The sequence below is a fragment of the Rhodovulum sp. genome, assembly GCF_011048875.1.
Classification (GTDB): domain Bacteria; phylum Pseudomonadota; class Alphaproteobacteria; order Rhodobacterales; family Rhodobacteraceae; genus Rhodovulum; species Rhodovulum tesquicola.
This window is the reverse complement of sequence record NZ_DSDD01000370.1, coordinates 1-19,370: the sequence shown is the minus strand read 5'-3', so window position 1 is coordinate 19,370 and position 19,370 is coordinate 1. Positions and strand designations below refer to the sequence as shown.

Below are 19,370 nucleotides of genomic sequence, written 5' to 3'. Positions count from 1 at the left end.
GATGGAGTTCCGCACGCTGACCCGGCGCATCGCCGACGCGCTGGGGATGGAACCGCCCGCCGCCGCCGAACCCGCCCCGGCCGCGGATGCCGCGGCCCCCGCGCGGCTGCCCTTCACGCCCGAAACCTATGACTGCGTGCGCGACGCCGCGGCGCTGCGGGGCTGGATCGAGGCCGCGAATGCGCGGGGCTGGGTGGCCGTCGATACCGAGACCACCGGCCTGGACGAGATGCGCTGCGATCTGGTCGGCATCTCGCTGGCGGTCGAACCGGGGCGGGCCTGTTACATCCCGCTGGGGCACAAGACCGGCGGGGGCGACCTGTTCGGCGCGGATGCGCTGGCCGAGGGGCAGATGCCCCTTTCCGACGCGCTGGCGCTGCTCAAGCCGCTGCTCGAAGACCCGGCCGTGATGAAGATCGGCCAGAACATGAAATACGACGCCAAGGTGCTGGCCCGCCATGGCATCGCGGTCGCACCCATCGACGACACGATGCTGATGTCCTACGCGATGAATGCCGGGCTGCACGGTCACGGGATGGACGCACTGTCCGAACGCTATCTCGACCACAGCCCGATCCCGATCAAGTCGCTCCTGGGCACGGGAAAATCCCAGATCACCTTCGACCGGGTGCCGATCGACGAGGCGGTGAAATACGCTGCCGAGGATGCCGACATCACCCTGCGGCTCGCGCAACTCTTCAAGCCGCAGCTGCACCGGGCAAAGGTGACGACCGTCTACGAGACGCTGGAACGCCCGCTGGTCCCCGTGCTGGCCGCGATGGAGATGACCGGCATCAAGGTTGACCGCGACACCCTCAGCCGCATGTCCAACGCCTTCGCCCGGAAGATGGCGGGGCTGGAGGCCGAGATCCATGACCTGGCTGGCGAGAAATTCAATGTCGGCTCGCCCAAGCAGCTGGGCGAGATCCTGTTCGACAGGATGAGCCTTGCGGGCGGCAAGAAGGGCAAGACCGGCGCCTATGCCACCGGCGCCGACGTGCTGGAGGACCTGGCCGCCGAAGGCCACGACCTGCCCGCCCGCGTGCTGGACTGGCGCCAGATCGCCAAGCTGAAATCGACCTATACCGATGCGCTTCAGGACCATATCCACCCCGAAACGGGCCGCGTGCATACCTCCTACGTCATCACCGGCGCGGTGACGGGGCGGCTGGCCTCGACCGACCCGAACCTGCAGAACATCCCCGTCCGCTCCGAAGACGGCCGCCGCATCCGCGAGGCATTCGTCGCCGATACGGGCAAGGTTCTGGTCAGCCTCGATTACAGCCAGATCGAGCTGCGCATCCTCGCTCATGTCGCCGGCATCGACGCGCTGAAACAGGCGTTCCGCGAGGGCCAGGATATCCACGCCATGACCGCCTCCGAAATGTTCGACGTGCCGATGGACCGGATGACGCCCGAGATCCGGCGCCGCGCCAAGGCGATCAATTTCGGGGTGATCTACGGCATCTCGGGCTTCGGCCTTGCCCGCCAGTTGCGCATCCCGCGCAGCGAGGCGCAGGGCTTCATCGACCGCTATTTCGAGCGTTTCCCGGGTATCAAGGACTACATGAGCGAAACCGTCGCCTTCGCCAGGGCCAGGGGCCATGTCCAGACCCTGTTCGGGCGCAGGATCCACACCCCCGAAATCGGCGCCAGGGGGCCGCAGGCGGGCTTTGCGCAGCGCGCCGCGATCAACGCACCGATCCAGGGCACGGCGGCCGACATCATCCGTCGCGCCATGATCCGGATGCCCGCCGCACTCGACGGTCTGCCCGCGCGGATGCTGTTACAGGTCCATGACGAGCTTGTGTTCGAGGTGGACGAGAACGCCGCCGAAGACGTGATCGCCCGCGTGCGCGCGGTGATGGAGGGGGCGGCGATGCCCGCGGTCAAGCTGGATGTGCCGCTGGTGGTCGATGCCGGGCAGGGGGCGAACTGGGCCGCGGCGCATTGACGGCGGGCGGGGCGCCGCGCAAGCCCCGGCGTATCGCTCAGGGCAGTTCGGCCGCAGGGATCACGGGGAAGAACGCCCCGCCCGAGCGCAGCCCGAACCAGTCCGCGCCCTCATGCGCTTCGGTCGTGCCGATCTCGACCAGCCGGTAAAAGCTCTTGCGGTCGATCCGCGCCTCCAGCCCGCTGCGGACATGAACATAGGGCGCGGGCTCGCCGGTTACGGCATCGCGGGTGACGCGGATCGGATGATCCGGCCCGGCCGCAACCCGGTCGCCGACATTGGTGACAAAGGTCAGGACCTGCCCCGCCCCTTCGCCCGTCCGCTCGAAATCCACGGCGACAAAGGGCACATCCTCGACCGTGATCCCGACCTTCTCGACCGGCGTGACCAGGAAATACCGCGCGCCCTCGCGCTTGAGGATGGTCGAGAACAGCCGCACCAGCGGCGCCCGGCCGATGGGCGTGCCCAGGTAGAACCACGTCCCGTCCCGCGCGATCCGCATGTCGATATCGCCGCAGAAGGGCGGGTTCCACTTTTCGACCGGCGGCAGCTTCCCCTCGCGCGCCGCCGCGCTGGCCGTGGCGGCCAGCCTGTCGGGATCGAGTTTCACGATCATTTGTGGCGCTTCGGTTTTTGCCATTTGTGACGCCAGCGATATGTGACGATACTGGCCCATATAGCATCGCAGGGAGAGATGTCATGTCCGACGAGACCCAACTGGTGGCCGAGATCGAGACGCTGGGCGTGCGGCTGGCCGAGGCGAAGGACAGCATCACCAAGCGGTTCATCGGCCAGGAACGGGTCGTGGACCTGACGCTTTCGGCGCTTCTGTGCGGCGGCCATGGCCTGCTGATCGGTCTGCCGGGTCTGGGCAAGACGCGGCTGGTGGACACGCTGTCCACGGTCATGGGGCTTCATGGCGCGCGCATCCAGTTCACCCCCGACCTGATGCCCGCAGACATCCTCGGCTCGGAGGTGCTGGAAACCGGCGAGGACGGCTCTCGCGCGTTCCGCTTCATCGAGGGGCCGATCTTCTGCCAGCTCTTGATGGCCGACGAGATCAACCGCGCCAGCCCCCGCACGCAATCGGCGCTGTTGCAGGCGATGCAGGAGAAATCGGTCACCATCGCGGGCGCGGCGCACCCCTTGAAACCGCCGTTCCATGTTCTGGCCACCCAGAACCCGATCGAGCAGGAGGGCACCTATCCGCTGCCCGAGGCGCAGCTTGACCGCTTCCTTGTCCAGATCGACGTGCCCTATCCCGACCGCAGGACCGAGCATGACATCCTGATCGCCACCACCGGCGTCGAGGAGGAAGCCGCGCATGAGGTTTTCAGCGCCGACCACCTGATCGCCGCGCAGAAGGTCGTCCGCCGGATGCCGGTGGGCGAAACGGTGGTCGAACTGATCCTCGATCTGGTGCGCGCCTGCCGTCCGGGCGAACCCGAGGCGCCGCAGATCGTGCGCGATGCCGTCGCCTGGGGACCGGGGCCGCGGGCGGCGCAGGCGCTGATGCTGACGGTGCGCGCGCAGGCCCTGCTTGAGGGGCGGCTGGTGCCCTCTGCCGATGACGTGCTCAAGATGGCCGCTCCCGTGCTGACCCATCGCATGGCGCTGAGCTTTGCGGCGCGGGCGCGCGGCGAAAGCCTGCCCGATGTGATCGAGACCGTCGCGCGCCAGACCTTGCGGGTCGAGGCCGCGGCGTGAGCGATCCCGCCGCCCTTCGCGCCCGGGCCGAGGGGCTGGCGGCCGCGCTGCCGCCGCTTCTGGCCGATGCCGAGCATCTGGCGCAGGCGGTGCTGCTGGGCGAGCACGGGCGCAGGCGGGCGGGCACGGGCGACGAGTTCTGGCAATACCGACCGGCCCATGCGGGCGACGAGGCGCGGATGATCGACTGGCGCCGCTCGGGCCGGTCGGACGCCCATTTCGTGCGCGAACGCGAATGGCAGGCGGCGCAAAGCGTCCTGCTCTGGGTGGACGGCTCCGCTTCCATGGGGTTTTCCGGGGCAAAAACCCGCCCCGCCAAGGCCGAGCGCGCCCGCGTCCTTGCGCTGGCCATTTCGGTCCTGCTGAACCGGGGCGGCGAGCGGGTGGGGCTTTCGGGCACCGGCCTGCCCGCGCGGCGCGGTCCGTTGCAACTCCTGCGCATCGCCGAGGCACTCAGCGGCGATCCCGCCGCCGAGGACTACGGCGCCCCCGACGCGCGCGACATGCCGCCTCATTCCCGCGCCGTGTTCCTGTCGGATTTCCTCGGCGACCCTGCCCCGGTCGAACGCGCCCTGACCGAGGCCGCCGACAAGGGCGTGAAGGGCGCGATGTTGCAGATCCTCGACCCCGTGGAAGAGGCGTTCCCCTTCGACGGTCGCACGATCTTCGAAAGCATGGGCGGCAGCCTGCGCCATGAAACGCTCAAGGCGGGCGATCTGCGCGGCCGCTACCTGGACCGGCTGGCGATGCGCAAGGCGCGGCTGGCCGATCTGGCCCGCGCGACGGGCTGGCATTTCTCGACCCATCACACCGGCGAGTCGGCGCAGGGCTCGATGCTCTGGCTCTTTCGCGCGCTGGAACGGGTGCGCTGATGTGGACGCTGGGCGGCATCGGCTTCACCGCGCCCGCGCTCCTGTGGGCGCTGGTCGCACTGCCGGCGCTGTGGCTGATCCTGCGCGCCGTGCCGCCCGCGCCGATCCGGCGGCGGTTCCCGGGCGTCGCGCTGCTGCTGGGGCTGAGCGATGACGAGACCCAGACCGACAAGACGCCCTGGTGGCTTTTGCTGCTGCGCATGCTGGCAGTGGCAGCGCTGATCCTGGGCTTTGCGGGCCCCGTCCTGAACCCGCAGGAGCGTCAGCCGGGACAAGGGCCGCTTCTGGTCTTCATCGACGGCAGCTGGGCCGATGCCCGCGACTGGCCGCGCCGGATCGACCGGGTCGCTGCGCTTCTGGACGAAGCGGGCCGCGACGGGCGGCCCGTGGCGGTGGTGCAGGCGACGGCCCTGCCCGAGGCGGGACTGCCCCTGCAGTCGGCCGAGGCCTGGGCCAGCCGTCTGGCCGGGCTGAAACCCGCGGCCTGGCTGCCCGATCCGGCGGCGCTGTCGGACTGGGCCGGGGCGCTGGAGGGCGGGTTCGATACGTTCTGGATGTCGGGCGGGCTGGATTACGCGGGGCGGCGCGACCTGATCGCGCGGTTCGAGGCGGCGGGAACCCTGCGCGTCTTCGAAAGCCCGCGCCCGGTGCTGGCGCTGCGCCCCGCGATCTTCGAGGATGGCGCGATCAGGCTGACCGCGCTGCGCGCCGGGCCGGGAGAGACCTCCGAGATCACGCTGACCGCCACGGGGCGCGATCCGGCGGGGGTGGAACGGGTGCTGGCGCGGGTGCCTGCCGGGTTCGACCCGGGCGCCGCCGAGGTGACGGCCGACCTCGTCCTGCCGCCCGAATTGCGCAACCGGATCAGCCGCTTCGCCATCGAAGGCGTGCGCTCCGCCGGGGCGGTCAGCCTGACCGATGACAGCCTGAAACGGCGGCGCGTGGCGCTGATCGCCGGGCGCGATGACCGCGAGGGGCTGCAACTCCTCTCGCCGCTGTTCTACCTGCAAAAGGCGCTGGACCCGACCGCCGACCTGATCGACGGCGCGCTGACCGACATCATCCTGGCCAGCCCCGACGTGATCGTGCTGGCCGATGTCGCGACGTTGTCGGCATCCGAGACCGAGGCGTTGCAGGACTGGGTCGAGCGCGGCGGGCTTCTGGTGCGCTTTGCCGGGCCGCGGCTGGCCGCCTCGGATATCAGCCGCGATGCCGAGGATCCGCTGATGCCGGTGCGGCTGCGCGCAGGCGGGCGGACCGTGGGCGGCGCGATGAGCTGGGGCGAGCCCAAGGCGCTGCGCCCCTTCGCCGAGACCTCGCCCTTCTTCGGGCTGACGATCCCCGGTGACGTGCAGGTGAATGCCCAGGTCATGGCCCAGCCCGACCCGCAGCTTGCCCAACGCGCCATCGCGGCGCTGACCGACGGCACACCGCTGGTCACGCGCAAGAAGCTGGGCGGGGGGCAGGTGGTGCTGTTCCACGTCACCGCCAATGCCGAATGGTCCACGCTGCCGCTGTCGGGGCTCTTCGTGCAGATGCTGGAGCGGCTCGCCGTTTCCACCCGGCCCGCGCGACCCGAGGCGGACGAGCTGCGCGGCACGACCTGGGTCGCCGAGTCCGTTCTGGATGCCTTCGGCGAGGCGGGTGATGCCGGGGCCCTGTCGGGCATCCCCGGCGAACGCCTGGCCGAGGCACGCCCCGGCCCCGGCCTGCCGCCCGGGCTGTATGCCGGCGAGGACCGGCGGCTTGCGCTGAACGTGATCGGCCCCGAAACGGCGCTGCCCCCCACGACATGGCCCGCCCGCATCCCGGTCGAGGGGCTGGCCGTGGCGCGCGAGACGCTGCTCAAGGGCTGGCTGCTGACCGCGGCGCTGGCGCTCCTGGCGGCCGATATCATCGCCTCGCTTCGGCTTTCGGGCCGGCTGCGCGGGCAACGCTCGGGCGTGGCCGGTGTGTTGGTGCTGGCGCTGATGCTGCCGCGCGAGGGTCACGCCCAGGCGGCGCCCGACGACACGCTGGCGTTGAGGGCCACGTCCGGGGTGGTGCTGGCCCATGTCATCACCGGCGATGCCCGGGTAGACGAGGTGGCGCGCGCCGGGCTCTGGGGGCTGTCGCAGAAGCTGATCCAGCGCACCTCGATCGAACCGGCGGACCCGATCGCGGTGAACCTCGAAACCGACGAGCTGTCGTTCTTTCCCTTCCTCTACTGGCCGGTGACGGCGAACCAGCCGATCCCCTCGCCCGAGGCCTATGCCCGGCTGAACCGCTACCTGCGCACCGGCGGGATGATCCTGTTCGACACGCGCGACGCCGATGTGGCCCGCTTCGGCGGCGCCTCGCCCGAAGGGCGGCGGCTCCAGCAACTGGCGCGGCCGCTGGACGTGCCGCCGCTGGAACCCCTGCCCGCCGATCATGTGCTGACGCGCACCTTCTACCTGTTGCAGGATTTCCCCGGCCGCCACACCAGCCGCGATGTCTGGGTCGAGGCCGCCCCCGCGGATGCCGAACAGGCCGAGGGGATGCCGTTCCGCGATCTGAATGACGGGGTGACGCCGGTGGTGATCGGCGGCAATGACTGGGCGGCGGCCTGGGCGGTGGATGCGCAGGGCGGCGCGATGTTCCCGGTGGGCCGCGGCTATGCGGGCGAACGGCAACGGGAAATCGCCTATCGCTTCGGCATCAACCTGATCATGCATGTGCTGACCGGCAACTACAAATCCGACCAGGTCCATGTGCCCGCACTTCTGGACAGGCTGGGCCAATGACGGGCAACGTGATCCTCGATCCGCTGATCCCCTGGCCGCTGGTCTGGGTGCTGACGGCCCTGGCCGTCGCGATCACCGGCCTTGCCCTGTGGCGCGGGCTCGCGGGCTGGTGGCTGCGGGGGCTGGCGGCAGTGGCGATCCTGGCGGCGCTGATCAATCCCGCGCTCCAGACCGAGGAACGCAACCCGCTGTCGGACATCGTGGTTCTGGTGGTCGATGACAGCGCCAGCCAGCGCCTTGCCGACCGCCCCGAACAGACCGCCGCCGCCATCGCCCGGATCGAGGCCGAGATCGCGGCGCTGGAGAATACCGAGCTGCGCATCCTCCGCATCGGCGATGGCGAGGGCAACGAGGGCACGCTTCTGATGACCGCGCTGGCCGCCGCGCTGGCCGAGGTGCCGCGCGCCCGGCTGGCGGGCGCGATCCTGCTGACCGACGGGCAGGTGCACGATCTGGACCGCGCGCCGCCCATGGCCGCGCCGCTGCACACGCTGCTGACCGGCCAGCGCGACGACTGGGACCGGCGGCTGGTGGTGCGCAACGCCCCCGCCTTCGCGATCCTCGGCGAAGAGGTGACGCTGACGCTGCGGATCGAGGATCAGGGCGCGGTGCCCGCCACGATCGGCCCGACGACACAGGTCCGGGTGGCCATCGACGACGGCCCCGCGCAAAGCTACACGGTGCCGCTGAACCAGGATATCGCGGTGCCGCTGGTGCTGGACCATGCCGGGCGCAACGTGATCCAGTTCTCGGTGGCGCTCGAAGAGGGCGAACTGACCGACCGCAACAATGCCGCCGTGGTCCAGATCAACGGCGTGCGCGACCGGCTGCGCGTCCTGCTCGTCTCGGGCGAGCCGCATGCGGGCGAACGGACCTGGCGCAACCTGCTGAAATCGGACAGTTCCGTGGACCTCGTCCATTTCACGATCCTGCGCCCGCCCGACAAGCATGACGGCGTGCCGGTGTCGGAACTGTCGCTGATCGCCTTTCCCACGCGCGAACTGTTCCTCGACAAGATCGACGAGTTCGACCTGATCGTCTTCGACCGCTACCGGCGGCGCGGCATCCTGCCCGGGCTCTATCTCGAGAATGTGCGCGACTATGTCGAAAAGGGCGGCGCGGTGCTGATCGCGGCCGGCCCCGAATTCGCCAGCGCGGATTCGCTCTACCGCTCGCCCCTGGCCCAGATCCTGCCCGCCGCGCCCACGGCGCGGGTCCTCGAAGAGGGCTTCCGTCCCGAGATCACCGAACTGGGCCAGCGCCACCCCGTGACCGAGGGGCTGGAGGCCGAGGCCGACGGCCCCTGGGGCCGCTGGTTCCGCCTGATCGAACTGAAGGCCGGAGGCGGCCAGGCGGTGATGTCCGGCCCCGGCGCGCGGCCGCTTCTGCTGCTTGACCGGGTGGGCGAGGGACGCGTGGCGCTGATGGCCTCGGATCACGCCTGGCTGTGGAGTCGCGGCTTCGAGGGCGGCGGGCCGCAGATGGAACTGCTGCGCCGGCTCGCGCACTGGATGATGAAGGAACCCGACCTCGAAGAGGAATCGCTGGGCGCCGCCGCCGAGGGCCAGACCATGACGATCACCCGCCGCTCGCTGTCCGAAGGCGCGCGCGGCGTCGAGATCACCCGCCCCGATGGCGAGACCGAGACGCTGGATCTGCAGGAAACCGCGCCGGGCCGGTTCCAGGCAACCTATCAGGGGCCCGAGACCGGGCTTTACCGGCTGGCCGATGATGACCTGGAAACGGTGATCGCGCTGGGCCCGGCGGCGCCGCGCGAATTCGAGCAGACCATCGCCACCGGCACGCTGCTGGCCCCGGTGGTCGAGCCAACGCGGGGCGGCATCGTGGAGATGCAGGCCGGGCTGCCCGACATCCGCACCGTGCGCGAGGGGCGGCTGGCGGCGGGCCGGGGCTGGATCGGGATCACCCCGCGCGGGGCCTACCTGACCGCCGATCTGCGCATCACGCCGCTGGCCCCGGCCTGGGCGATGCTGCTGCTCGCCGCCGCTCTCAGCCTCGGCGCCTGGCTGCGCGAGGGGCGGCGCTGAGGGATCGGATCCGGCCGGGACGGGGCAGAAGGCAGGCTGCCGGTCCCGGCGCGCCGGGGCGGACACCGCGCCGGGAAGGGGGGCGCTGCCCCCCGTCCTTGCGGACTCCCCCCGGGATATTTCCGGCCAGAAGAAGGGCAGGGCGGGGTTTTCAGGCGAACAGCACCAGCGAGCGCGCATCCCAGGCAACCCGGGCCTCGGTGCCGCGTTCCAGAACGGGGCGGCCGACGAGGTTCTTCATCGAGATGGTCATCGGCCGCTCGACCCCTTCAAGGCGGACCTCGTAATAGGTCATGTCACCGTAATAGGCGAGATCCTCGACCACGCCGGTCGCCACGCGCCGGTCGGTGGTTTCCCCGGGGAACAGGATCGACATGGTCTCGGGGCGGATGCCCACGCTCTGGGTCTGGCCGGGATGCCAGCCTCCGGGCAACTGGTCGGGGCCGATCACCGCGCGTCCCAGCCCCGCGACATCGACCTCGATATGGGTCTCGTCGGTGACGGTGGCGCGGGCGGGCAGGAAGTTCATCACGCCGATGAACTCGCCCACCTGCCGCGTGACCGGGCGGCGATAGAGCATCTGGGGCGTGTCGAGCTGCGCGATCCGGCCCTCGAACATCACCGCGATGCGATCGGACATGATCAGCGCCTCTTCCTGGTCATGGGTGACGAGGATGAAGGTGATGCCGACCTGGCGTTGCAGCCGGCGCAGTTCGACCTGCATCTGGTCGCGCATCTTCTTGTCGAGTGCCGAAAGCGGCTCGTCGAGCAGCAGAACCTTGGGTTCCAGGATCAGCGCGCGCGCCAGCGCCACCCGCTGGCGTTGCCCGCCCGAAAGCGCATGCGCCGCCCGTCCGCCAAAGCCCGCAAGCCCCACCATCGCCAGCGCGACCTCGACCTTGGCGGCCTTGTCCGCGCGCGAAAGCCCAGAGCGGCGCAGCCCGAAGCCCACATTCTCGGCCACGCTGAGATGGGGAAAGATCGCGTAGGACTGGAACACCATGTTGGTGGGCCGCCTGTTGGCGGGAACCCCCGCCATGTCCTGCCCGTCGATGAACAGCCGCCCGGCGGACAGGTCCTCGAACCCCGCGATGGTGCGCAGCAGCGTGGTCTTGCCGCAGCCCGAGGGGCCGAGCAGCGAGAAGAACTCGCCCTGCCGGATCCCGGCGCTGATGCCGCGCAGCGCGTGGTAGTCGCCGTAATACTTCTCGACCCCTTCGAGGCTGATGATCGGCCGGGCCTCGGTGCGCGTGTCTTTCACAGGAAACCTCCGGCTTCTTTCTGCCCGGTGCGCGCGGCGCCCCGACGGCGGGCATATTCGGCAATCGCCAGCAACAGGACCGAGGCCAGCACGAGGATCGTGCCCAGCGCCATGATCACCGGCAGCCGCTGCGGAAAGCGCATCTGGCCCCAGAGATAGACGGGCAGCGTCGGTTCGGTCCCGGTCAGGAAGAAGGCGATGATGAACTCGTCCAGCGAGATGGTGAAGGCGATCAGCAGCGACGAGATGATCCCGGGCATCACCAGTGGCAGCGTGACAAGGCGAAAGCTGGACCATTTCGTCTCGCCCAGATCCACCGCCACCTCCTCGAGCGAGCGGTCGAGCCCCTGGAAGGCCGAGTTCAGGATCGCGATGGCAAAGGGCGTCGCGATCAGCACATGGCCCAGGATCACCGTCCAGGCCCCGAGGCTCAGCCCCAGTTGCAGCAGCACCACCAGCAGCGAGACCGCCACGATGATCTCGGGCAGCACCAGCGGCAGCATGATCAGCCCCATGACCCCCTTCTTGCCGGGAAAGGCGAAGCGCGTCGCGGCCCGCGCCGCCAGCACGCCCAGGCAGGTGGCCAGGATCGCCGAGATCACCGCGATCTTCAGGCTGTTCAGCACCGCCGCATGCAGCGCCGGGATCCCGGCAAGCTGGCGGAACCAGTCCCAGGTAAAGCCCTTCAGCGGAAAGGCGATCACCGTGCCGTCATTGAAGGCGAAGACCGGCAGCAGCGCGATCGGCGCATAGAGGAAGCACAGGTAAAGGATCGCGTAGACGCGCAGCGGCCGTTTCATTCCCGGCCTCGCAGGTAACGGCGATTGAGGAACACGAAGACCAGCGCCACGACCGTCACCATCGCCATGGTCAGCACCGCCAGCGCAGCCCCCATCGGCGCATTGTTCAGCCGCAGGAACTGGGTCTGGATCATGTTGGCGATCATCCGCCCGTCCGGTCCGCCCACCAGCACCGGCGTGACGTAATCCCCGATCGTCGGGATGAACACGATCAGCACCGCCGCCACCACGCCGGGCATCGCCAGGGGCAGCGTCACCCGCCAGAAGGTCGAAAGATAGCCCTCGCCCAGATCCTGGCTGGCCTCGTGCAGGCTTCGGTCGATCTTTTCCAGCGCCACGAAGATCGGCAGGATCGCGAAGGGCGCATAGGCATGGGCCAGCGTGATGACCACCGCATTCGCGTTGTAGAGGATGAAGGTCAGCGGCTCGTCGATGATGCCGAGACCCAGCAGCGTGGTGTTGAACACCCCGTTATAGCCCAGGATCACCTTCCACAGGAACACGCGGATCAGGTAGGAGGTCCAGAACGGGATGGTGATCAGGAAGATCCACATCGCCTTGCGCGACGGCGCGACATGGAACGAGACGTAATAGGCAATCGGAAAGGCCGCCAGCACCGTCGCCGCCGTCACCGCCGCCGAGATCAACAGCGAGCGCAGCAGCAACTGGCGATAGAGCGGATCGGACAGCGCCTCGCGATAGTTCTTCAGCGTCAGCGTGGTGTCGATGGTCAGGTAGTCCTGCGACCAGAAGCTGAACAGAAGGATCGCCCCCAGCGGCGCGGCCAGCAGCAGCAGCGCATAGGCCAACGGCGTCGCCACCAGCAGGTAGCCCTGTGCCGCCTCGCTCCGGCCGAAGCCCGGCCCCCTGTTCCCGTCGCTCATTCCGTTGCGCGCGCCTCCGGGTTCGCGGCGATCATGGGAACGGACGCGCCGCATTGCAAGCCCCGCGCAGGAGTCGGCGGGCGAAAAACCGGGCGCCCGCCCGAAAATACGGCAGGCGCCTTGCGCCTCAGGCCGGGGCCAGCATCCGGCCCAGATCGCGCCCGCCCAGGATATGCACATGCATGTGCGGCACCTCCTGGATCGCGTCGCGGCCGGAATTGGCGACCAGCCGGTAGCCCGCGCCGCCCTCGCCCGGCTGCAGGCCCTTCTGGCGGCAGATCTCGCCGACGACACGGGTGAAATCGGCGATTTCGGCTGCCGAGGCGTCCTGTGCGAAATGATCGTAGCACACATAGGGCCCCTTGGGGATCACCAGCACATGCACCGGCGCCTGCGGCGCGATATCGTTGAAAGCCAGCGTGTAGGTGGTTTCCATCACCGTGTCGTTCGGGATCTCGCCGCGCAGGATCTTCGCGAACACGTTCTGGTCGTCATAGACATAGGGCATGGGGCCTCCTCAATCGGCGAAAAGCTGGTCGGTCATGGCGATCTTGCCTGCCGTTTCGTAGGGGATCGAGAGGAACTGCGCCAGTGCGGCCGTGTTTTCGACCGGCCCGCGGCGCTGGTCGATGCGCCGAAAGCCTGCGAACCCCGCCTCGTCCAGCCGGTCGCTTTCGAAACCGATGTGGCGCCGGAGCATCGGCAACAGCCGCGCCAGCGCCTCGGCCGGGGTGCGCTCGCCTGCCAGCCCGATGCGCCGCGCATGCCCGGCCAGATCGGCATCGCTGAAATCGCAGCGGATCTCCAGCACGCCCACGCGGGCGCGGTCGGCATCGAAATCGCGCATCGCCTCTATGCCCGCGGGATCGAGGCAGATCGCCAGCCGGTCGGTCCCGAAATGGTCGAACAGCATCCGCACCAGCGCCCGGCGGTGGCGGTTGCGCTTTTCAAGACTCGTGCCCAGCCCGCCCAGATCGGGCAGGCCCGCCGCCTCTTCGTCGAACAGGTAGCCGACGCCCGGCACCCCCGCCTCGTCGCGCATCCGCGCGACCAGCCGCCGGGCAACATGCCATTTCTTGCAGGTCACGATCAGCAATTCGCGCCCCGGTCCCAGGCTTGCCTCGGTCTCCCAGATGCGGGGCGCGAACCGCCGCCCGACCCGCCCCTGTCCGGTCAGGAAAGCATGCAGCCGCCGCCCCTCGTCCGAGATCGGGAAATCCACGCCCCGCGCGGCATAAAGCTTTCCCAGCCGCGCCTTGAGGTCCCGCGCCTCGGGCGAGATCTTGCGCGCGAACAGGAAATCCTGCGCCAGCAGCAGGTCGTAGTGATCGTTGTAGAAGGTCACCGGCATCCCGTAATCGGTGAACATCAGGAAGGTGGGCGCGCGCGCGCTGATCTCGGCCGCGGGCACCAGATGGCGCACCAGCGTCTGGAAAAAGCTCTCGTCGGGGATCCATGTGCCGCGAAAGAACCGCACCACGTCGGGCCGGACGCGGATGAAATCCAGCACCGCCTCGACCGTGCGGCGGCGCAGGCACCACCACTGGCTGCCGATCATCACCCGAAGATCGGCGGGGATCGCCCGCCTCAGCCCCAGCCGCCGCTGCACCGCCAGCGTGGCATAGAACAGCCGCCTGTGGCGGCGCTCGTTGAACGGGTGGCGATAGATCAGCCGTTCTTCCCGGATCCCGGTGCGAATCCAGTCGGACCGAAGGAAATCGAAGCACTCGATATGGTCGACGTCGCGGGCATCGAGAAAGGCATGGGCATATTCGGCCGTCTTGATCGGCATGCAATCGCCCGACAGCATGTAGAAATGGCTCGCCTGCGGGAAGGCCGCCAGCGCCGCGCGCAGCGCCTCCAGCGTGGCCTCGACCAGCGACCACTCACCCCAGCCGCATTTGACCCGCCGCCGCGCGAAGACGACCCCCGGATCGCCCGCCAGCGCCGCCCGGATCGCCGCATGATCGCCCGCAGGCGCGCGCCCGTCATGATGGATCGCGACGAAATCCCCCGCCGCACTCAGCCGCCGGGCCTGGCCGATGACCTCATCGGGCGCCTTGTGGCACAGAAGGATATAGGCGATTCTTGCCATCTCTCGCGGCCCGCCTCCGGTTTTGCGCGCGCTCCGACCATGCGCCGGTCTTCGTTGAAAATTTGTTATGATTTTCCCGCCTAGAACCGTCAGGGACGGCGCAGAATCGCGTCGGCACAGCGGAGGCGAGGATGGGCTTTCCCGGCACCTGGATGACGACCAGCGAAAGCATGGTCTACCGCGTCGTACCGAAATGCGCCTGCTCGACCATCGGCCAGATCATGTATTTCTCCGACCACGGCCAGTTCTTCGACGGCGACATCCACGACGCCACCGAAGGGCTGCACAAATGGGCACAGGACGACAGCCGGGCCCCCATCGACCGCGTCGTGCGGGCCCGCAGCGCGCCCGCCTTCACCTGCGTGCGCAACCCCTATTCCCGCATCCTGTCATCGTTTTTCGACAAGATCTGCGGCATTCAGCGCAACGGCAACCGCTATCGCGGCAAGCTGGTGCCCATGCTCGTGCAGAAATACGGGATAGATGTCGGCGGCCCGGATGGCAGCGCCCAGTTCGACCAGATCGCCAGCTTCCGCCGCTTCCTGCTGTTTGCCCGCGACACCATCCGCTGGCGCAAACCGATGGATCCGGACATCCACTGGTCGGCCATGTCGGGCCATATCTCGACCTTCATCCTGGGCGGCGGGCGCTATGACCGCATCTTCTTCACCGAACGTTTCGACCAAGGGATGCGGGCCGTGCTGGACGCCGCCGACACGCCGCACCGGATCGACCTTGCCGCCATCCCCCGCTTCAACGAATCTGCCTCCCACGGCCCGAAACGCGCCCACCCGGTCGAGGCGTATTTCGACGACCTCGCCATGCACCTGATGCACGAGATCTACCGCCGCGACTTCGCGCTGTTCCGCTACGATTTCGACAATCCCGCCAACCGCATGCCGCTGGGCGAGGTCGATCTTGACGAGGTGCATGCCAAGCTGGGCGGCTGACCCCCAGCCGCCCGGCCTCGCCCGCCTCAGCCGATCGGCGAGAGCGGCGCCTGTGCCAGCCCCTGCCCGCGATCGGCGACCTGCACGCCCGGCGCGATGCCCGCCACCGTGGCCGAGGACAGCAACCGCATGCTGACCGTCCCGGCATTGGCCGGCAGCGCCCCCGTGCGCGTCGCCTCCCACCACAAGGCGGCCAGCCCCGCGACATGCGGACAGGCCATCGGGGTGCCCGACAGCGCGACCAGCCCGCCGCCCGCCCTGGCCGACAGAACCCCCACGCCCGGCGCGGCGATATCGGGATTGGTGTTCGAGAAATCGACGATCCGCAGTCCCGCCGCGCCCTGCTGGAGCGCGCCCACCGCGATGCAGCCCTCGGCCACCGCCGGAACCGAGGCGCCGACCTCGTAATTGGGATGGATCTCGCGGCGGCTCTCGTTGCCGCTGGCAGCGATCACCGCCGTGCCGCCATCGAACACCGCCTGCTGCCGGATCATGTTCATCAGCGCGTTGAACATCGCCGGATTGGTGCGGAACCCTTCCAGCGCGATCCAGGTCGCCAGATCGGCGGGGAAATCCGCCTGCTCGATCAGCAACTTGACGAGACCGGAAAAATCGAATCCCAGCGACATCGAGATCACCTGAACCCGTTCCTCCGACGCCCGCTTGAGCGCGCTGAACATCATCTCGGACGTGCCCGAACCCTCGGCGCTCAGCACCTTGCCGATGAACGCCTCGCCCGCCCCGCGGGCCACACCGATCCGCTGGCCGTTCACGTCCCGGCCAAAGATCGTGCCCGCGCAATGGGTGCCATGCCCGTTCCCGTCGCCATCGCCCTCGCCCTCGCCCTCGCCCTCGCCGGTGAAATCCTGCTGGACCAGTGCCACGCCGGCAAAGGCCCGGCGGGCCGCGTCGATGCCGGTATCCAGCACCGCCACCTTGACCCCCGCGCCGGTAAAGGGCGAGGCTTCGGCGCGCACCGCCTTGATGCCCCAGGTCTCGGTCGCCGCGGCATTGGCGGGATTGTCCTTCGGCGCGATCAGCGCGGTCGGGATCGAACGCACCACCCCCACCACATCGCCCTAGCGCAGCGCGTCCTTGGCCTCGTGCGCGGTCAGGTCGGCGCTGTCAAGCTCGGGGCCGGGCGGCAGCATCGTGCTGATGGTCGCCCCCAGCCGCGCGCCCCCCCCGCCTCGCCCAGAATGCCGGGCGTACCCGACGTCTCGCCGGTCACCCGCTTGCGCAGATCGGCATTGCGGTCGCGCAGGATTACGTATCGCGACAGATCTCCCATGGCCTTTCCCCCTCTGGTTCAACGCTCACCGGCACGGGGCAGGAAACGGAACGCACCGGAAAACCACAGGAAGGCCCCTCACCGGCCCGGGCGCCAGTCTACGCCCGGACGCGGGATTTCCGAAGCGGAAAGAGCGGCTCAGACCAGGCCGTGCTGGTGGAACAGCGCGGACAGATCGGCCTCGGGGCGCGCGCCGATATGGCTGATGATCTCGCTCGCCGCGACACAGCCCATCCGCCCGCAGGTTTCCAGGTCGTGACCATGGGTCAGCCCCCACAGGAAGGCCGCGGCGAACAGATCGCCCGCCCCGGTCGCATCCACCACCTGCGTCGGCACCGCGGGCACATGCCAATGCTGGCCCTCGGCCAGCACATGCGCGCCGTTCTCGCTGTCGGTGCAGGCGACGATGTCGATCTCGGCCGCGGCCCGGCTCAGCGCCTCATGGAAATCCTCGGTCTCGTACATCGACAGGATCTCGGCCCGGTTCGCGAACAGCAGGTCCACATCCTCGCGGATCATCCGCCGGAACGCCTCGCGGTGGCGTTCCACGCAGAACGGGTCGGACAGCGTCAGCGACACCCGCCCCCGCGCCGCCCTGGCCGCGCCGATGGCGCGGGCGAAGGCCTCGTGGCTTTCCGGCCCGTCGAAACGGTAGCCCTCAAGGTAGATCCATTCCGCCCCGGCCATCTGGCGTTCGTCGATATCGGCGGGCGTCAGATGTTCGGTGACGCCCAGATAGGTGTTCATCGACCGCTCGCCATCGGGCGTGACCAGCACGATGCAGCGCCCGGTCTCGCCCTCGGTGTCCTTCGGTGCGGGGCGGGTCGTGTAATGCGCCCCCTGCGCGCGCAAATCATGGGCAAAGATCCCGCCCAGCTGGTCGTCCTTGACCTTGCCGACATAGGCCGTCCGCCCGCCAAGCTGCGCGATGCCCGCGATCGTGTTCGCCGCCGACCCGCCCGAGATCTCCTGCGCCGGCCCGACCCGGCCGTAAAGCTCGACCGCGCGCGCCCTGTCGATCAGCTGCATGGTGCCCTTCTCGATGCCATGCGCCTCCAGAAAGGCGTCCTCGACATGGGCCAGAATGTCGACCAGCGCATTGCCGATGCCGACGACGTGATAGGGTTTGGTCATGGTGTCTTGTCCTCATGGGGGCAGAGATCGCGGATCAGGCAATTGCCGCAGGCGGGCTTGCGCGCCTTGCAGACATAGCGGCCGTGCAGGATCAGCCAGTGATGGGCATGGCGCTGGAACTCGGCGGGAACATTGTCCTCGATGGCGCGCTCGACCGCCTCGACACTCTTTCCGGGCGCGATGCGGGTGCGGTTGCCGACGCGAAAGATATGCGTGTCCACCGCCTGCGCAGGCAGCCCCCACCACATGTTCAGCACCACATTCGCCGTCTTGCGTCCCACGCCGGGCAGCGCCTGCAACGCCGCACGCGAGGACGGCACCGCGCCGCCATACTCCTCGACCAGGATGCGCGACATCTTCATCACGTTCTTCGCCTTGTTGCGGTAAAGCCCGATCGTGCGGATATGCCCGATCAGCCCCTCCTCGCCCAGGGCCAGCATCTTTTCGGGCGTGTCCACCACCGCGAACAGCCCCCGCGTCGCGCGGTTCACCCCCACATCGGTCGCCTGCGCCGACAGCGCCACCGCGACCAGCAGGGTATAGGCGTTCACATGCTCCAGCTCGCCCTTCGGCTCGGGCTCGGCGGCGTGAAAGCGGGTAAAGATCTCGCGGATCGTTCTGTAATCGAGCGGCTGCGCCATGGCACCCCTATGCCCGCCCCCCGGGCCGGAGGCAACGGCGATTTCGCGCATCTTTCGGGTCGCGCCCCTGCGGCGCGGCGCCTATCCTGCGCCGATGCAGGACAGCACCGACAGCTATCATTACCAGGTCATCCGCCGCGCCATCGCGCGGATCGACGCGGCGGGCGGCCAACCCCTGCCGCTCGACCGACTTGCCGCCGAGATGGAGATGAGCCCCGCGCATTTCCAGCGTGTCTTCTCGCGCTGGGCCGGCGTCTCGCCCAAGCGTTACCAGCAATACCTGGCGCTCGACCATGCCCGCGCCCTGATGCGCGCGCATTTCACCACGCTGGCCACGGCGGACGCGCTGGGGCTGAGCGGCGCGGGGCGGCTGCATGACCTGTTCCTGACATGGGAGGCGATGAGCCCCGGCACCTATGCCCGCGCCGGGGCCGGGCTGACGATCCGGCACGGGCTGTTCCCCACCCCCTTCGGTCAGGCGCTGGCGATGGCCACCGATCGCGGCCTGTGCGGGCTGGCCTTTACCGATGAAACCGGCCCCGCCGCCGCCCATGCCGACCTGACCGCCCGCTGGCCCGCAGCGCACTTCATCAAAGACCCCGACGCCATCGCGCCGCTCGTCGCCGCCGCCTTCGGCCAGGGGTCCGCCCGGCTGCACCTGATCGGCGCCCCCTTCCAGATCAAGGTCTGGGAGGCGCTGCTGGCGATCCCCTCGGGCCAGGTCACCACCTATGCCGAGATCGCCCGCGCCATCGGCAGCCCCCGCGCCGCCCGCGTCGTCGGGACCGCGGTCGGCCGCAACCCCGTCGCCTTCCTGATCCCCTGCCACCGCGTCCTGCGCGCAGGCGGCGGGCTGGGCGGCTATCACTGGGGCCTGCCGGTCAAGCGCGCGATGCTGGCCTGGGAAGCCGCCCGCGCCGAGGCCCCTGCCACGAACCCGTGATCGGCAACTTGTTGCCCAGGCCCTG

16 protein-coding genes are annotated in these 19,370 nt (G+C 69.2%); 7 read left to right on the top strand and 9 right to left on the bottom strand.

Annotated elements, in window-relative coordinates:
- Positions 1 to 1,954 (top strand): DNA polymerase I (gene polA, locus ENN83_RS12915; RefSeq protein ID WP_287187589.1); only part of this gene is annotated, 1,954 nt, incomplete at its 5' end.
- A 37-nt stretch (positions 1,955 to 1,991) separates the two neighbouring features.
- On the opposite strand, the gene ENN83_RS12910 is transcribed toward polA, so the two are convergent.
- The gene (locus ENN83_RS12910; protein ID WP_287187588.1) at positions 1,992 to 2,594 is read right to left on the bottom strand and encodes a DUF1285 domain-containing protein; all 603 of its coding nucleotides are present in this window, start codon (positions 2,592 to 2,594) and stop codon (positions 1,992 to 1,994) included.
- A 59-nt stretch (positions 2,595 to 2,653) separates the two neighbouring features.
- Between ENN83_RS12910 and ENN83_RS12905 the strand changes: the two genes are divergently transcribed.
- The 4 genes from ENN83_RS12905 to ENN83_RS12890 are packed head-to-tail and all read left to right on the top strand — an operon-like array spanning position 2,654 to position 9,346.
- Positions 2,654 to 3,661 (top strand): AAA family ATPase, encoded by a 1,008-nt coding sequence (locus ENN83_RS12905; protein WP_287187587.1) that lies wholly within the window; start codon positions 2,654 to 2,656, stop codon positions 3,659 to 3,661.
- Positions 3,658 to 4,533, top strand: a complete 876-nt coding sequence (locus ENN83_RS12900) for a DUF58 domain-containing protein (RefSeq protein WP_287187586.1) — start codon at positions 3,658 to 3,660, stop codon at positions 4,531 to 4,533. Before ENN83_RS12905 ends, ENN83_RS12900 begins: the two co-directional genes overlap by 4 nt.
- Positions 4,533 to 7,298: a DUF4159 domain-containing protein gene (locus ENN83_RS12895; protein WP_287187584.1), complete on the top strand. Its 2,766-nt coding sequence runs from the start codon at positions 4,533 to 4,535 to the stop codon at positions 7,296 to 7,298. Before ENN83_RS12900 ends, ENN83_RS12895 begins: the two co-directional genes overlap by 1 nt.
- Positions 7,295 to 9,346 (top strand): hypothetical protein, encoded by a 2,052-nt coding sequence (locus tag ENN83_RS12890; protein WP_287187583.1) that lies wholly within the window; start codon positions 7,295 to 7,297, stop codon positions 9,344 to 9,346. Before ENN83_RS12895 ends, ENN83_RS12890 begins: the two co-directional genes overlap by 4 nt.
- A gap of 151 nt (positions 9,347 to 9,497) precedes the next feature.
- On the opposite strand, the gene ENN83_RS12885 is transcribed toward ENN83_RS12890, so the two are convergent.
- The 5 genes from ENN83_RS12885 to ENN83_RS12865 all read right to left on the bottom strand — a co-directional run bounded on the left by ENN83_RS12885 (position 9,498) and on the right by ENN83_RS12865 (position 14,386).
- Complete coding sequence (locus ENN83_RS12885) at positions 9,498 to 10,607, bottom strand: ABC transporter ATP-binding protein (protein ID WP_287187581.1); 1,110 nt, start codon at positions 10,605 to 10,607, stop codon at positions 9,498 to 9,500.
- On the bottom strand, positions 10,604 to 11,407 hold the full coding sequence (locus tag ENN83_RS12880) for an ABC transporter permease (RefSeq protein ID WP_287187580.1): 804 nt from the start codon (positions 11,405 to 11,407) through the stop codon (positions 10,604 to 10,606). The genes ENN83_RS12885 and ENN83_RS12880 overlap by 4 nt, the downstream gene beginning before the upstream one ends.
- Entirely contained in the window at positions 11,404 to 12,291 is an 888-nt protein-coding gene (locus ENN83_RS12875; protein WP_287187578.1) for an ABC transporter permease, read from the bottom strand. The genes ENN83_RS12880 and ENN83_RS12875 overlap by 4 nt, the downstream gene beginning before the upstream one ends.
- Positions 12,292 to 12,418: 127 nt before the next feature.
- Positions 12,419 to 12,799, bottom strand: coding sequence for an HIT domain-containing protein (locus tag ENN83_RS12870; RefSeq protein WP_287187576.1), 381 nt, complete (start codon positions 12,797 to 12,799; stop codon positions 12,419 to 12,421).
- Between the two features lie 9 nt (positions 12,800 to 12,808).
- Entirely contained in the window at positions 12,809 to 14,386 is a 1,578-nt protein-coding gene (locus ENN83_RS12865) for a DUF5928 domain-containing protein (protein ID WP_287187575.1), read from the bottom strand.
- A 131-nt stretch (positions 14,387 to 14,517) separates the two neighbouring features.
- On the opposite strand from ENN83_RS12865, the gene ENN83_RS12860 reads away from it, so the two are divergent.
- A complete protein-coding gene (locus ENN83_RS12860; RefSeq protein ID WP_287187573.1) occupies positions 14,518 to 15,336 on the top strand; it encodes a sulfotransferase family protein in 819 nt (272 codons plus the stop codon).
- Positions 15,337 to 15,362: 26 nt separating this feature from the next.
- On the opposite strand, the gene ENN83_RS12855 is transcribed toward ENN83_RS12860, so the two are convergent.
- From ENN83_RS12855 to nth, 3 genes are all read right to left on the bottom strand, one after another.
- Positions 15,363 to 16,397 (bottom strand): S8 family serine peptidase, encoded by a 1,035-nt coding sequence (locus tag ENN83_RS12855; RefSeq protein WP_287187571.1) that lies wholly within the window; start codon positions 16,395 to 16,397, stop codon positions 15,363 to 15,365.
- A 368-nt stretch (positions 16,398 to 16,765) separates the two neighbouring features.
- The gene (locus ENN83_RS12850; RefSeq protein ID WP_287187570.1) at positions 16,766 to 17,761 is read right to left on the bottom strand and encodes an adenosine kinase; all 996 of its coding nucleotides are present in this window, start codon (positions 17,759 to 17,761) and stop codon (positions 16,766 to 16,768) included.
- The gene (gene nth / locus ENN83_RS12845; protein ID WP_287187569.1) at positions 17,758 to 18,402 is read right to left on the bottom strand and encodes an endonuclease III; all 645 of its coding nucleotides are present in this window, start codon (positions 18,400 to 18,402) and stop codon (positions 17,758 to 17,760) included. Before nth ends, ENN83_RS12850 begins: the two co-directional genes overlap by 4 nt.
- 94 nt (positions 18,403 to 18,496) lie before the next feature.
- On the opposite strand from nth, the gene ENN83_RS12840 reads away from it, so the two are divergent.
- Positions 18,497 to 19,345, top strand: coding sequence for a bifunctional helix-turn-helix domain-containing protein/methylated-DNA--[protein]-cysteine S-methyltransferase (locus tag ENN83_RS12840; RefSeq protein WP_287187591.1), 849 nt, complete (start codon positions 18,497 to 18,499; stop codon positions 19,343 to 19,345).
- Positions 19,346 to 19,370 lie beyond the last annotated feature (25 nt).

What these genes read in the sequence shown, in the direction of transcription:
- ENN83_RS12910 (WP_287187588.1), bottom strand. Translation starts at nt 2,594, where the DNA reads ATGGCAAAAACCGAAGCGCCACAAATGATCGTGAAACTCGATCCCGAC.
- nth (WP_287187569.1), bottom strand. Translation starts at nt 18,402, where the DNA reads ATGGCGCAGCCGCTCGATTACAGAACGATCCGCGAGATCTTTACCCGC.
- ENN83_RS12880 (WP_287187580.1), bottom strand. Translation starts at nt 11,407, where the DNA reads ATGAAACGGCCGCTGCGCGTCTACGCGATCCTTTACCTGTGCTTCCTC.
- ENN83_RS12860 (WP_287187573.1), top strand. Translation starts at nt 14,518, where the DNA reads ATGGGCTTTCCCGGCACCTGGATGACGACCAGCGAAAGCATGGTCTAC.
- ENN83_RS12850 (WP_287187570.1), bottom strand. Translation starts at nt 17,761, where the DNA reads ATGACCAAACCCTATCACGTCGTCGGCATCGGCAATGCGCTGGTCGAC.
- ENN83_RS12865 (WP_287187575.1), bottom strand. Translation starts at nt 14,386, where the DNA reads ATGGCAAGAATCGCCTATATCCTTCTGTGCCACAAGGCGCCCGATGAG.
- ENN83_RS12890 (WP_287187583.1), top strand. Translation starts at nt 7,295, where the DNA reads ATGACGGGCAACGTGATCCTCGATCCGCTGATCCCCTGGCCGCTGGTC.
- ENN83_RS12840 (WP_287187591.1), top strand. Translation starts at nt 18,497, where the DNA reads ATGCAGGACAGCACCGACAGCTATCATTACCAGGTCATCCGCCGCGCC.
- ENN83_RS12895 (WP_287187584.1), top strand. Translation starts at nt 4,533, where the DNA reads ATGTGGACGCTGGGCGGCATCGGCTTCACCGCGCCCGCGCTCCTGTGG.
- ENN83_RS12905 (WP_287187587.1), top strand. Translation starts at nt 2,654, where the DNA reads ATGTCCGACGAGACCCAACTGGTGGCCGAGATCGAGACGCTGGGCGTG.
- ENN83_RS12875 (WP_287187578.1), bottom strand. Translation starts at nt 12,291, where the DNA reads ATGAGCGACGGGAACAGGGGGCCGGGCTTCGGCCGGAGCGAGGCGGCA.
- ENN83_RS12870 (WP_287187576.1), bottom strand. Translation starts at nt 12,799, where the DNA reads ATGCCCTATGTCTATGACGACCAGAACGTGTTCGCGAAGATCCTGCGC.